Annotated in this window: 12 protein-coding genes; all 12 read left to right on the top strand. The window is 63.7% G+C overall.

The features are described 5' to 3' along the window. Positions 1-87: 87 nt before the first annotated feature. The 12 genes from ABCW42_RS11650 to ABCW42_RS11595 all read left to right on the top strand — a co-directional run bounded on the left by ABCW42_RS11650 (position 88) and on the right by ABCW42_RS11595 (position 13,650). Positions 88-819, top strand: coding sequence for an HAD family hydrolase (locus tag ABCW42_RS11650; RefSeq protein WP_423181405.1), 732 nt, complete (start codon positions 88-90; stop codon positions 817-819). A gap of 42 nt (positions 820-861) precedes the next feature. Continuing rightward, complete coding sequence (locus ABCW42_RS11645) at positions 862-1,989, top strand: site-2 protease family protein (protein ID WP_423184872.1); 1,128 nt, start codon at positions 862-864, stop codon at positions 1,987-1,989. Positions 1,990-2,107: 118 nt separating this feature from the next. Continuing rightward, on the top strand, positions 2,108-3,160 hold the full coding sequence (locus tag ABCW42_RS11640; protein ID WP_423181404.1) for a tRNA (adenine-N1)-methyltransferase: 1,053 nt from the start codon (positions 2,108-2,110) through the stop codon (positions 3,158-3,160). Between the two features lie 100 nt (positions 3,161-3,260). Continuing rightward, the gene (gene arc, locus ABCW42_RS11635; RefSeq protein ID WP_133205885.1) at positions 3,261-5,075 is read left to right on the top strand and encodes a proteasome ATPase; all 1,815 of its coding nucleotides are present in this window, start codon (positions 3,261-3,263) and stop codon (positions 5,073-5,075) included. 50 nt (positions 5,076-5,125) lie between these two features. Beyond that, the gene (dop, locus tag ABCW42_RS11630) at positions 5,126-6,742 is read left to right on the top strand and encodes a depupylase/deamidase Dop (RefSeq protein ID WP_423184871.1); all 1,617 of its coding nucleotides are present in this window, start codon (positions 5,126-5,128) and stop codon (positions 6,740-6,742) included. 133 nt (positions 6,743-6,875) lie between these two features. Beyond that, entirely contained in the window at positions 6,876-7,079 is a 204-nt protein-coding gene (locus ABCW42_RS11625) for a ubiquitin-like protein Pup (protein ID WP_423181403.1), read from the top strand. Between the two features lie 77 nt (positions 7,080-7,156). Then, entirely contained in the window at positions 7,157-7,966 is an 810-nt protein-coding gene (prcB, locus tag ABCW42_RS11620; protein ID WP_423181402.1) for a proteasome subunit beta, read from the top strand. 1 nt (position 7,967) lies between these two features. Further along, positions 7,968-8,675 (top strand): proteasome subunit alpha, encoded by a 708-nt coding sequence (gene prcA / locus ABCW42_RS11615; RefSeq protein ID WP_423181401.1) that lies wholly within the window; start codon positions 7,968-7,970, stop codon positions 8,673-8,675. A 1-nt stretch (position 8,676) separates the two neighbouring features. Next, positions 8,677-10,041, top strand: coding sequence for a Pup--protein ligase (gene pafA, locus ABCW42_RS11610; protein WP_423181400.1), 1,365 nt, complete (start codon positions 8,677-8,679; stop codon positions 10,039-10,041). A 109-nt stretch (positions 10,042-10,150) separates the two neighbouring features. Beyond that, entirely contained in the window at positions 10,151-11,107 is a 957-nt protein-coding gene (locus ABCW42_RS11605; RefSeq protein ID WP_423181399.1) for an FKBP-type peptidyl-prolyl cis-trans isomerase, read from the top strand. Between the two features lie 48 nt (positions 11,108-11,155). Then, positions 11,156-11,551 (top strand): FKBP-type peptidyl-prolyl cis-trans isomerase, encoded by a 396-nt coding sequence (locus tag ABCW42_RS11600; protein ID WP_423181398.1) that lies wholly within the window; start codon positions 11,156-11,158, stop codon positions 11,549-11,551. A gap of 95 nt (positions 11,552-11,646) precedes the next feature. Then, a complete protein-coding gene (locus tag ABCW42_RS11595; protein WP_423181397.1) occupies positions 11,647-13,650 on the top strand; it encodes a helix-turn-helix transcriptional regulator in 2,004 nt (667 codons plus the stop codon). Positions 13,651-13,656: the final 6 nt, after the last annotated feature.

The following is a 13,656-nucleotide window of genomic DNA, read 5'->3' as shown; positions in this document are numbered from 1 at the left end:
CATGGCGTTAAGGGAACCGCGTGGCTGTCCTTCGCCGCGGGCGTAGACCGGCAAATGCGTACCTTCCTTCCACGTAGACTTGATGGCATGCATGCCTCATCCAGCCAGCCCCTCCTTAAAGCCGCGCTCTGGGACATGGATGGCACGCTGGTCGACACCGAACCGTATTGGATCGCCGCGGAGCGCAGCCTCGTGGAGTCGTACGGGGGCATGTGGAGCCACGAGCAAGCCATGCAACTCGTAGGTCAGTCCTTGATGTATTCAGCCGGCATCCTGCAGGCCGCCGGCGTGAACCTTGGCAAGCGTGAAATTGTCGATACCCTAAGTGCCCGCGTCATCGAGTGCATCCGTACGGAGGTACCGTGGCGGCCCGGTGCCCGCGAGTTGCTCGACGCACTCTACGAAGCCGGGGTGCGGTGCGCCCTTGTGACGATGTCCGAAGGGCCCATGGCCAGGGAAGTGGTAGCCAGCCTCCCCAAGCCCTACTTCGAATTCCTTGTGACTGGAGATACGGTCCGCCGCGGCAAGCCCGATCCGGAGGCCTACCTCACCGCTGTGGAGCGGCTTCGCATGACGGATGCTGAACTGGCGCTCGGACAATGCGTCGCGTTGGAGGACTCCGTGCCCGGAGTAGCGGCCGCGATCGCCTCAGGTGTGGTTACGGTCGGCATTCCGCACCAGATGCCCCTCCCGGAAGATCCCCGCCGGACCACATGGGAAACCCTTGAGGGCAGGGGTGTCGCAGATCTCGAAGCCCTTGTTGCCGAGCGCGCAGCGGCCGGCCTTCTTGCCGGCGCCCTCCTCGGACAGGCGAAGTAAGTGAGCATTCCCCCAAACGCCGGCCAAAGGGCCCGCGGAAGCATGAAGGACGGCATCCCCCTTGGCCGGATCGCCGGCATCCCGGTCTATTTGGCCTACTCCTGGTTCATCATTGCAGCGTTCACGGTGATTGTTTACGGGCCTGCGTTGCTGTTGCGCAACCACTTCCTGGGGATCGGTGCGTATTTTGTTGCGTTCGCGTACGCGTTGCTCCTGGCGATTTCCGTGCTGGTCCACGAATTGGCCCATGCCTTGAGCGCTAAGGCCTTCAATTGGCCTACCGAAAAGATCGTGCTCAATCTCTGGGGCGGCCACACGCAGTTCGAAAGCTACACTGCGTCCCCAGGTCGTTCAGTCGTTGTTGCCTTGGCCGGGCCGGTCGCGAACTTTGTGCTCGCGGGGGCGGCTTGGCTTTTGCTGGCGGCGGGGGTATTCACTGGGGTCGCTGACACCTTGACGAATATCCTCATGTGGGCAAATTTCCTGATCGGCGTGTTCAACGTACTCCCGGGCCTTCCCCTCGATGGCGGCCGCCTTGTGGAATCTGCCGTCTGGAAAGCCACGGGCAGCCAGGAAAAAGGAACGATTGCTGCCGGATGGGCAGGCCGGGTCATCGTCGTTGTCCTGGTCGTGTGGTTCTTCGCCTTGCCTTTGCTGAGCGGCAACTCGCCGGACCTCAGCTTGCTGCTTGTCACCCTCCTCGTCTGCAGCTTCTTGTGGATGGGGGCGTCCGGGGCCATCAATAGCGCGACCCTTCGCAGCCGCGTGCATTTGGTGAGCGCCGCCGCCCTGGCCGAACCCGCCGTCGGGATTCCCAACTCAGCAACCGTTGCGGATGTCCTGAGCGTGGCTCCCCACGGTTTTCCCGCCGTCGTGATCTGCGCGCCGGATGGCCGACCGCAAGGGGTGGTGGACCCGGCCGCCATCGCCGCTGTGCCGCCGTCGGAGATCTACGGGACCTTCGTCACAGCGGTTTCCACGCCGCTCGCGGACGGTGCCTACGTGCCCTGGACTTCGAGCGGCCAGGAACTCATCCAATACCTGGCCCAACTCAACGGTGGCGAGTACGCGGTGGTGGACGATGCCGGCGTCGTGACGGGCCTCCTGCGGCAGCAAACCGTAGTGACAGCCATTACAGGTAAAGAAGCCCGGCGGAGCGGGCGCCCCTAGGAGCTTGCCGGTAGAGTTACCTGCCGGTCGCGAATTAACCCGGCCGGCAGAGCGCAGCACCGAGCAGCAACTACGGCAACAATTGACGGCCCAGCCGTACAGGAGCGAGGAACCACCCATGAGCAGCGAAACCGCCGCCAACCACAAGGCAACCGGCATCGCCGAACCCGTCATCCAGCCGACCGGCGCTGCCCGGCGCAGGGGACCGTTCCGTGTCGGCGAGCGGGTCCAGCTCACGGACGAACGCGGCCGGATGAACACCATTACGCTGGAAGAAGGCGGAGCCTTCCACACGCATCGGGGCTTCCTGAACCACGATGAAATCATCGGCCAGGTAGATGGCTCAGTGGTGGCCAACAACATCGGGCAGCAGTACCAGACGTTGCGTCCGCTGCTCTCGGACTTCGTCTTGTCCATGCCGCGTGGTGCCGCGGTGGTATATCCGAAGGACGCCGGGCAAATCGTCACCATGGCGGACATCTTTCCCGGTGCCCGCGTAGTCGAGGCCGGAGTCGGGTCCGGCGCCCTGTCGATCTCCCTGCTCCGGGCCATCGGTGACGGCGGTTACCTGCACTCGTTCGAGCGGCGCGAAGAGTTCGCGGATATCGCCCGAGGCAACGTAGAGACGATCTTCGGCGGCCCGCACCCTGCCTGGAAAATCTCCTTGGGCGACTTCCAGGAAGAAGTTGTCCGCAGCGAAAAGCCGGGATCCGTCGACCGCGTGGTCCTTGACATGCTCGCCCCTTGGGAATGCCTCGACGCCGTTGCGACGGTCTTGGCGCCGGGCGGCGTCTGGATCAACTACGTCGCAACCGTCACGCAGCTTTCCCGCACCGCCGAGGCAATCCGTGCCGACGGCCGCTTCACCGAACCGGATGCGTGGGAGTCCATGGTCCGCGGTTGGCACCTTGAGGGCCTGGCCGTGCGGCCAGACCACCGGATGGTGGCCCATACTGGTTTCCTCCTCGTGACGCGGCGGCTTGCCGACGGCGTGACGGGTATTTCCGTGAAGCGACGCCCGTCCAAGACCGAGTTCAGCGAAGAGGACCTGAACGCGTGGACACCCGGCGCCGTGGGGGAGCGGTCCGTGTCGGACAAGAAACTGCGCCGCGCGGCCCGGGACGCGATTGCCGGCACGAACGTCAAGGATGACCCCGCGCCGGGGCAGTAGCCGAAGATCACAAACTGGCCGGTATTCCGAATGTCACAGGTTTCACAACGCTTTTGAGGGCTAAGGTCTATTTATAGAAAGCGGAAGGAGCTGATGCTTCGTGGATACGTCGAACAATGACTTCGGGCGCTCAACACCTGAAGAGTCATCGAACAAGGCTGTGGCTGAAGGAAAAGTGGGGCATGGAGGCGGAGTAGTCCAACCAGTGGAGGACTCCGGCGAACTCACTGTCGCGGAACGCCAAATAAACATCCTTCGCGACAAACTTCGCCATATCGACCGCCAGTTGGCCACCGCCACGCAGAACAACACCAAGCTCGTAAACATGCTGGAAACGGCCAAAGCCGAAATCCTGCGCCTCAAGGGAGCGCTCGAACAGGACGGACAACCGCCCTATAGCTTTGGAACCATCCTGCAGATCAACCCCAGGCGCCAGCCCACAGCGGGCAGCACCGGCCAGGCGGCAACCGAGGAATCGGTGGACATTTTCAACGCCGGCCGGAAGATGAGGGTGGGCGTCAGCCCCTTGGTCAACATCAACCACCTCGCGGTGGGCCAGGAAGTCCTCCTCAACGAGGCGCTGCTCGTGGTGACCGGACTGGGCTACGAACGCGCGGGAGAACTCGTAACGCTCAAGGAACTGCTCGGCACAGACCGCGCCTTGGTGGTCGGGCGGGCAGACGAGGAGCGCGTCGTCCGGCTTTCGGGCGCCTTGCAGAAGGAACGCTTGCGCGTCGGCGATGCCTTGTCGCTCGATTCGCGTACCGGCTATGCCCTTGAGAAAGTGCCCAGGGCGGAAGTCGAAAACCTGGTCCTCGAAGAAGTCCCGGACATAACGTACGAGGACATCGGTGGCCTGGGGCCGCAGATCGAACAGATCCGCGACGCCGTCGAACTTCCGTTCCTGCACCCTGACCTGTACCGCGAACACGGACTCAAGGCACCCAAGGGCATCCTGCTCTACGGTCCTCCCGGTTGCGGAAAGACCCTCATCGCGAAGGCCGTAGCCAATTCATTGGCTGCCAGGGCATCCGAGCGGGCGGGCAACCTGGACCTGAAGAGCTACTTCCTGAACATCAAGGGTCCCGAGCTCCTGGACAAGTATGTCGGCGAGACTGAGCGCCACATCCGTTTGATCTTCGCCCGGGCACGCGAAAAGGCCTCGGACGGTAGCCCGGTAGTCGTGTTTTTCGACGAGATGGACTCCCTGTTCCGCACGCGCGGCACAGGCGTTTCATCCGACGTCGAAACGACCATCGTGCCGCAACTCCTCAGCGAGATCGACGGCGTCGAACGGCTGGACAACGTGATCGTCATCGGCGCGTCAAACCGCGAAGACATGATCGACCCCGCGATCCTCCGCCCCGGGCGACTGGACGTGAAGGTTAAGATCCAGCGGCCCGATGCCGAGGCAGCCGCTGATATCTTCGCGAAGTACATCACCACCGATCTCCCGTTCCATCCGACGGACCTCGCCGAGCACCGCGGAGACGTCCAGGCTACGGTGGACGCCATGATCCAGCGGACCGTAGAAGCGATGTACTCCACGGAGAAGTCGAACGAGTACCTCGAAGTGACCTATGCCAACGGTGACACCGAGATGCTCTACTTCAAGGACTTCAACTCCGGCGCCGTTGTCCAAAACGTCGTGGACCGGGCCAAGAAGTACGCGATCAAGGATCTCCTGCTCACCCACCAGAAGGGGCTGCGGATCGACCACCTCCTGCGAGCCGTCGTCGACGAATTCCGCGAGCACGAGGACATGCCGAACACCACCAACCCGGATGACTGGGCGCGCATCTCCGGGAAGAAGGGTGAACGCATCACCTATATCCGCACCATCGTCCAGGGCAAAGCCGGCCAGGAGCCCGGGAAGTCGATCGAAACGACTCCCAACACCGGCCAATACCTGTGACGGCCCGGCCGGAAGCCCTGCCCTCGGAGAAACTCCCCGCGGGCGGGGCCATGCGGGTCATGGGTTCGGAAACCGAATACGGCATCCACGCGCCCTCGGCTCCCGGGGCGAACGCCACGATGATGTCTGCGCGCATCATCCAGGCGTATGCCAACCTCACCCGCCAACGGGCTGCTGGCGGCGCCGAAACCCGCTGGGACTATACGGACGAGGAACCGCTGCACGATGCCCGCGGCTGGACCCTTGAGCGCAGCGCGGCGGATCCCAGCCAATTGACGGACAGGCCGCCCGTGCTCGACGCCGAAGCCGTTGCGTTGGCGTACGGCCGGCAGGAACTCGAAGCTGACGGCGGTGACGAATCGGGCTCGCTCCTGATGAACATGGTCCTCGGCAACGGGGCCCGCCTGTACGTGGATCACGCCCATCCGGAATACTCCAGCCCCGAGGTCACGAATCCCCGCGATGCAGTTGCGTGGGATGCCGCCGGCGACCTCGTCGCCTTGGCCACCGTACGGAAGGTCGCGGCGGATCCCGATTTGCCGGCAATCAACCTGTACAAGAACAACACCGACAACAAGTCAGTGTCCTACGGCTCGCATGAGAACTACCTCATGCCCCGCTCGGTCCCGTTCGGCGAGATCGTCCGGGGCCTGACTCCGTTCTTCGTCACACGGCAGGTCATCTGTGGCGCAGGCAGGCTCGGGCGGGGCCAGGACGGCTCCGGCGCCGGCTTCCAGGTCAGCCAGCGGGCTGACTTCTTCGAGGCCGAAGTAGGGCTGGAAACCACCATCAGGCGCCCGATCATCAACACCCGGGACGAACCGCACGCCACTGCGGACAAGTACCGGCGCTTGCACGTCATCATCGGCGACGCCAACCTGAGCCAAGTCTCCAACTACCTGAAGTTCGGCACCACGGCGTTGGTGCTGAGCCTCATCGAAGCCGGGAAGGCGCCAAAGATCGAGGTCCACGAGCCTGTGGCCGCCCTTCAGGCCATCAGCCACGACACATCTTTGACGGCGACCGTCAAGCTGCTCGACGGCAGACGGGTCACGGCGTTGGACATCCAGTGGATGTACTACGAGGCCGCGGCCAAACTTGCCCAGGAGACGGGCGTCTCGGACGCCTTCACCGGCGACGGGCATACACGTGAGGTCCTGGACAGGTGGGAATCCACCTTGGCGCTGTTGGGGAGCAATCCCGGGGCTGCGGCGTCGTCGGTCGAATGGCTTGCCAAAATGTCCCTCCTGAACGGCTACCGGAACCGTGACGGGCTTGAGTGGAACGACGCACGATTGGGCCTTGTGGACCTGCAATGGTCCGACGTCAGGCCCGAGAAGGGGCTGTATTACCGCTTGCTGTCCCGCGGCCGCATGCAGTCACTCGTCGACGACGCCACTATCGCCCGGGCAGTCTTCGAACCGCCGTCGGACACCAGGGCGTACTTCCGCGGGATGTGCGTCTCGACCTTCGGCAAGGACGTTGTCGGCGCGAGCTGGGATTCGGTCATTTTCGACGTCCCGGGAATCGGAAAGCTCCAGCGGGTTCCCACCCGTGAACCGCTCCGGGGCACCGAGGCGCTGACGGGCCAGCTCTTCCGGAAGCACGATACCGCGGGGGCTTTTCTTCGGGAATTGCTCGGTTTGGATCAGGCCCCGCCGGCCTGAACCGGTGAGTCGGGCGGGCCGTCACCGCGGCTCGCAAGCAAACCGTAAAAACCGCAGCGGCGCGGCCTCCTGCGTGGCAGTATGGCATTACAGGAAGTCCCCTCGGCGGGGGATGGACAGAATGGAGAAGGAAATGGCAGCTCAGGAGCAGCAGCAACCGCAATCGCGGGACGTTGAGGTCGAAACCGACGTCCCCGAGGCGCCACCCGCGGCACCGGAAGCACAGGCGTCAGTCGCGACGCAGGGCGTCGATGACCTCCTGGACGAAATCGACGGCGTCCTCGAGTCCAACGCCGAAGAATTCGTGCGGGCATTCGTGCAAAAAGGCGGCCAGTAACAAACCCCAGCTAATCCAAAGGCCCGGTCGGCGCGAGGCCGCCGGGCATCGGACGTCAGAGTCGAAGGAGCGCAGCAATGCAGGATCCAGCAGCCGGCCATCTGGCCACCCAGGCAACGTCTTCGTTTACCGAGCATCTGCAACGCTCCCGGCCTGAACTCCTTCCCTTCAATCAAGCGCTGCCGGCGGGACATATCCCGCCGGTGCCGCATGGGACCACCATTGTGGCGCTCAGTTATCCCGGCGGCGTCCTGGTAGCGGGCGATCGCCGCGCCACGATGGGGAACGTCATCGCCAGCAGGCACATTGAGAAGGTGTTCCCGGCCGACGAATACTCGGTCCTTGGGATCGCCGGCACCGCAGGCCTTGCCATTGACATCATCCGTTTATTCCAGGTGGAGCTGGAACACTACGAGAAGATCGAAGGAACCCTTCTCAGCCTGGACGGCAAAGCCAACCGCCTGGGTGCCATGATCCGCGGCAACCTCGGCATGGCAATGCAGGGCCTCGCAGTGATCCCGCTCTTTGCGGGCTTCGATCTGGTGTCCGGCGTGGGCAGGTTGTTCTCGTACGACGTCACTGGCGGACGATACGAGGAAATAGAGCATCATTCGGTGGGTTCCGGCTCCGTATTCGCGCGAGGCGCGCTGAAGAAGCTCTGGCGGCCGAACCTCACGGAGGACGAAGCTGTCGCCGTCGCGATGGAAGCCCTCTACGACGCCGCCGACGACGACTCGGCCACGGGCGGCCCGGATCCGGTCCGCCAACTCTGGCCAGTTGTCTACACGGTCAATCGCGCCGGTGCCCGCCGGATCTCCGAACGGGAATTGGCCGCGATTGCCGAATCCATTGTCGAGTCGCGTGCAGTTGCCGGACGGGAGGCCTGAGATGACACAGCAGTTCTACGTATCGCCCGAGCAACTTATGAAGGACCGTGCGGATTTCGCGCGGAAGGGCATCGCCCGGGGCCGCTCCGTCGTCGTGATCAGCGGCGCTGACGGAATTGCCCTGGTCGCGGAGAATCCCTCGCCCTCCCTGCATAAGATCGGGGAAATCTACGACAAAATCGCGTTCGCGGCCGTCGGCAAGTACAACGAGTTCGAAAGCCTTCGTCAAGCAGGCGTGCGCTACGCGGATGTCCGCGGCTACTCCTATGACCGTGAGGACGTCACCGCCCGCGGACTGGCGAGCGTCTACGCCCAAAGCCTGGGCGCGGTCTTCACCGCTGAGCAGAAGCCGTTCGAAGTGGAACTGGCCGTCGCTGAAGTGGGGCGCACCCAAGAGCAGGACCATCTTTACCGCTTGACCTTTGACGGTTCCATCGCGGACGAAAACGGCTTCGTGGTGATGGGCGGCGTGGCCGAGCAGGTCGCCGGGGTAGTTGCGGCCGGGTGGCACGCGGATCTTGGCCTCGCGGATGTATTGCGGCTGGCCGTCAAGGCGCTGGCCACGGACAAGGAAGTGGACGCCTTGCCGGGTACCGCCGTCGAGGCCGCTGTCCTGGATCGAAGCTCCGAGAGCGGACGTGGATCGCGCCGCGCCTTCCGGCGTCTTCGGGCGGAAGAAATCACGCAGCTGCTGACAGGGGAGGCCTGACATGGACAAAAGGATTTTCGGCATCGAGACCGAATTCGGCATTTCCTATTCGAGTCCGGACTCCCGGCCCCTCGCCCCTGAAGAAGTAGCTCGGTACCTCTTCCGCAAGGTGGTGAGCTGGGGCCGGTCATCGAATGTCTTCCTCACCAACGGCTCCCGGCTGTACCTTGACGTGGGCTCCCACCCCGAATACGCGACGGCGGAGTGCGATGACCTTGCCCAGCTGATAGCCCATGACCGGGCGGGCGAGCTTATTCTCGACGACCTCGTCGAGGAGGCACAGGGACGCCTGGCGGCGGAAGGTTTCAACGGGACGGTGTACCTGTTCAAGAACAACACCGACTCGGCCGGAAACTCCTATGGCAGCCACGAGAACTACCTCATCCCGCGGCGCGGCGAGTTTTCCCGGCTCGCCGAGATCCTGATTCCCTTCCTGGTCACCCGTCAATTGATCGCCGGTGCGGGCAAGGTCCTCAAGACTCCACACGGAGCCACCTTCGCGTTTTCCCAGCGGGCCGACCACATCTGGGAAGGCGTGTCATCGGCCACCACCCGGTCCCGGCCGATCATCAACACCCGGGACGAACCACACGCAGATGCCGAGTTCTTCCGTCGCCTGCACGTGATTGTGGGCGATTCCAACATGTCCGAAACAACCGCGTTGTTGAAGGTGGGAACCGTGGACTTGCTGCTGCGGATGATCGAGGCCGGCGTGATCATGCGCGACATGCGCATGGAGAACCCCATCCGCAGCATCCGTGAGATCTCCCACGACCTGAGCGGCAAGGCGTTGGTACGGCTGGCCAACGGGCGGCAGTTGACGGCCCTGGACATCCAGAGGGAGTACCTGTCCAAAGTCAGCGCTTTTGTGGCGTCGAACGGTGCCCATAACCAACACGTCCCGCTCATCCTGGACCTGTGGGAGCGGACGCTGGACGCCATTGAGAGCGGCGACTCCAGCGGAGTGGATACCGAGGTCGACTGGGCCATCAAGAAGAAGCTGATGGACGGCTACATGCGCCGCCATGGAATCGGCTTGGATTCCCCGAGGATCGCCCAATTGGATCTGACGTACCACGACATCTCCCGCAAGCGCGGCCTTTTCTTCCTGCTTCAATCGAGGGGCGCTGCCCGCCGTCTCGTGGCGGATACCGACATCAAGGACGCGGTTGACGCGCCGCCCCAGACAACCAGGGCCAAACTCCGCGGCGATTTTGTCCGCCGGGCGCAGGAACTCGGACGCGACTACACGGTGGATTGGGTCCATTTGAAGCTGAACGATCGCGCCCACCAGACGATCCTGTGCAAGGATCCGTTCCGTAGCGTTGACGAACGGGTGGATGCCCTGCTGGACTCGATGGGCTGACTCCCAGCTTCACCCGCTATTCTGGAGGTTGGCCTTAAGAAGGCCTTTACGCGCATGGCCGGGCAAAGCACGGCCATGCTCTCCTTTTGCCCCGACGAAAGTTCAGTGTGTGCGACGTCTTCTAGCAATTCTCATCCCTGCCATCTTGCTGCTTACGGCTTGCGGAGGAAGCCCGGCACCGGCACCATCCGCCGAACCGACCAGCCAGTCCTCCGGCGATGTGGCCAAGCTGGATTCCCTCAAAATCACCGACAACGGCGACAACAAGGCGCCGGGCCTGGACTTCACCAAGCCCCTGGACGTCTCCCAACCGACCATCAAGTTGATCAATGACGGCACCGGCGACAAAGTAAAGGCCGGCCAGATTGTCGGCATGTCTTACGTGACTGTTGACGGCAAGGATGGCAAGACCGTCGACGATTCCTTCCCGAACGGTCCACAGCCCCTCGAACTCAACGACACCTTCAAGAGCGGCAACGAGATCATATACAACGCCCTCGTCGGTGCGAAGGTGGGCGCGTACCTGGCGTTCGCGGCTCCCGGCACCGCGGCTTCCGGTGAGACGCCGGCCACTTCGGCCCAATTGGCCGTGCTTAAGATCGTGTCGGCGAAGGATGCGCCCAAGGCCCTGGACAAGCCCGAGGGCGACGTCGTCACTCCTCCCGCCGGACTTCCTACCGTCAAGGTGGATAACAATGGGGTTCCGCAGATTTCCGTTGCTGGCGTGAAGCCGCCCACTAGCCTGATTTCCCAGGATCTCATCAAGGGCAAGGGCGATGTCGTCAAGGCAACGAGCACCGTCATGGCCAACTATGTCGGCGTGACTTTGTCCGATGGCAAGCCGTTCGATTCGAGCTACGATGACAGCTTCGGCCACAAGGGCGTTGCTACCTTCCCTCTCACCAACGTGGTCAAGGGCTGGACCCAGGGCCTCACGGGCAAGACGGTTGGCTCCCGCGTGCTCCTTGTCATCCCGAAGGCCTTGGCTTACCCGGATGCGACGCCCGGCAGCGGACAGCCGGTGGGAGACCTCGTCTTTGTTGTCGACATCCTTGGCGCCTACTAGCCTGTTCTGAGCATCGCCAACGCGTTTCAAACTATTTGAGGAGTATCCATGTCATTTGGTCAGCGTGACTATGACCGCACGAAGCCGGAAATCGACTTCCCGGAGGGCGACGTTCCCACCGAGCTCGTCATCAAGGACATCATCGTCGGTGACGGGCAGGAAGCCCAGGCAGGCGACACCGTTTCCACGCACTACGTGGGCGTCGCATGGTCCACCGGCGAGGAATTCGACGCCTCCTGGGGCCGCGGCGCTCCGCTGGACTTCCGCGTCGGCGTCGGCCAGGTCATCCAGGGTTGGGACCAGGGGCTGCTCGGCATGAAGGTCGGCGGGCGCCGCCGCTTGGAGATCCCGTCCGAGCTCGCTTACGGCTCCCGCGGTGCCGGTGCGGCCATCAAGCCCAACGAGGCCTTGATCTTCGTCGTGGACCTCGTCGCAGTCCGCTAATTTCCACACCGCTGGAAAGCACGTCCGCAGCCGGAGAAATCCGGCCGCAGACGTGCTTTCTGCCTTTAACCGCGGAGTTTAGTAACGTTGCCCTCGTGTCCGCTTCCCGTACCGAACGACTCCTGAACCTGCTCATTGCGCTGCTCGACACCAAATACGGGCTGTCCCGGGCCGTCCTCAGGGAGAAGGTCTACCACTCGGCCGGAGACGGCGACGCCGCTTTCGGCCGCATGTTTGAACGGGACAAGGCGGACTTGAAGCAGTTCGGCTTCGAGATCGAGACGATCCTCGAGCAAGGCCTTGGCTCCGACGATCCCGCGTCCACGCGTTACCGCATCGGCAAGGAATCCAACACCCTTCCGGACGTGCACCTGACTCCCGCAGAGGGGACGGTCCTCCTCCTCGCGGCACAGTTGTGGGAACGCGCCGCGCTCGGCTCCGCCGCCGCAAGCGCGCTGCGTAAGCTGCAGGCATCCGGGGGCCTGGCCGACGTCGAACTTCCTGCCGGCGTCCAGCCTCGCATCAAGCCGGCGGGCCAGGCGTTCGACGACATCATTGGCGCGATGAACGGCAAGCATCCCGTCAGTTTCGGCTACAGGGCCGCCAGTACCGGCCTGGAAGAAGACCGAATCGTGGAGCCTTGGGGCCTCGGGAGCCGCTTCGGCCAGTGGTACCTCGTGGGTTTCGACCGGGAGCGGAAGGCGAAACGCTTCTTCCGCCTGTCCCGCATGACCACTGACGTCCACGTCGAGGCGCGGGACCATTGCGAGATTCCCTCCGGGTTTGATACCCGGGCCGAGCTTGACAGCCTCAACGAGCTTCCCTTGCAGGAGGCCTCCCTCGAAGTTGCCGAAGGCCGGCTGCTTGGGCTGCGGAAGCGCGCGGTAGACACCACGAGTCTTGCCTCCGGGCCGGGGAGGGATGGACTTTCGGTGCTGTTCCGGGACACCGAGTCGCTCGCCGAGGAACTCGCTTCCTACGGTCCCCACGTGGGGGTCGTCGGCCCGCCCGAGTTGCGGGACGCCGTCGTTCGCCGCCTCGAAGGTGCGGCCGCGTTCGCGGCGGCTCCCGACGTCGAAATCCGTTTTCCCGATGCCGGTCCCGCGCCCCGGGCGCGCAAGCGCACGTCCGAGGACCAGCTCAGCCGCATGCTGCAATTGGTCCCGTTCCTGGTCCATAACCAGGGCTTGCCCATCCAGGAGGTGGCGGACCGCTTCGGGATAAGCCGCAAAGAGCTCATCGAGGACTTGAAAATCCTGATCTGCTCGGGACGGCCCGAGGGCTATCCGGACGACTTGTTCGATATTGATTGGGAAAACGAGCACGTTTACATCCGGGAGCATCTCGAACTTAACCGGCCCATCCGATTCAGCGTCGACGAAGCGTGCGCGTTGCTGACCGGCCTCGCTACGCTGAACGGCCTGCCCGCCCAGGGCGGCTTGTCCGAGGACGAGCAAAGCGGGGCCCTGGAATCCGTGACGTTGAAGCTCACGGGCGCGGCCGGCGAAGCGGGACGATTGGGAGCCGCCGTCGCCGTGCCGCCGGTGGCTCCCGCTGAAGCCTCAGCCTTCGAAGTCATCACTACGGCGATCCAGGAGGGGAGCCAGCTGCACTTGAGCTATTTTTCGCAGCAACGCGACTCCGTCTCCGAACGGGATGTCGACCCCCGGCGCCTCTACTCGCTGGACAGCACGTGGTACTTCGAAGCGTATTGCCACAGCAAAGCCGGCCTCCGCAATTTCCGCTTGGACCGGATCGAGAAAATCGCCCCCAACGGGCACCGGGTTTCCACGGGCGCGGAGGCCCAAGCGAGCACCCCGGTGAAGCTCTACACGCCGAACGACGACGACGTCGTCGTGGTCCTGCACTTGACCCGCCAAGGCGCCGGCCTGGCGGATGACTACTACGCCGAACGTACGGCGGCGCTTCCCGACGGCGGGTTGCTCGCCGAGGTCAGGTTCGGCAACGCGGACTGGCTGCCCATGTTCGTTGCCCAGCATGGCGGTGCCGTGCGGATCCTCGATCCCAAGGAACTGGCCGACGCCTCGCTTGCGTGGTTGGAAGCGGCGCTTGGCCAGTACCGGATGAAGGCTGGATAGACTACA

Origin of the sequence: Arthrobacter sp. NyZ413, assembly GCF_049390645.1 — a bacterium.
Lineage (GTDB): Bacteria > Actinomycetota > Actinomycetes > Actinomycetales > Micrococcaceae > Arthrobacter.
This window is presented reverse-complemented; position numbering and strand designations above follow the sequence as displayed.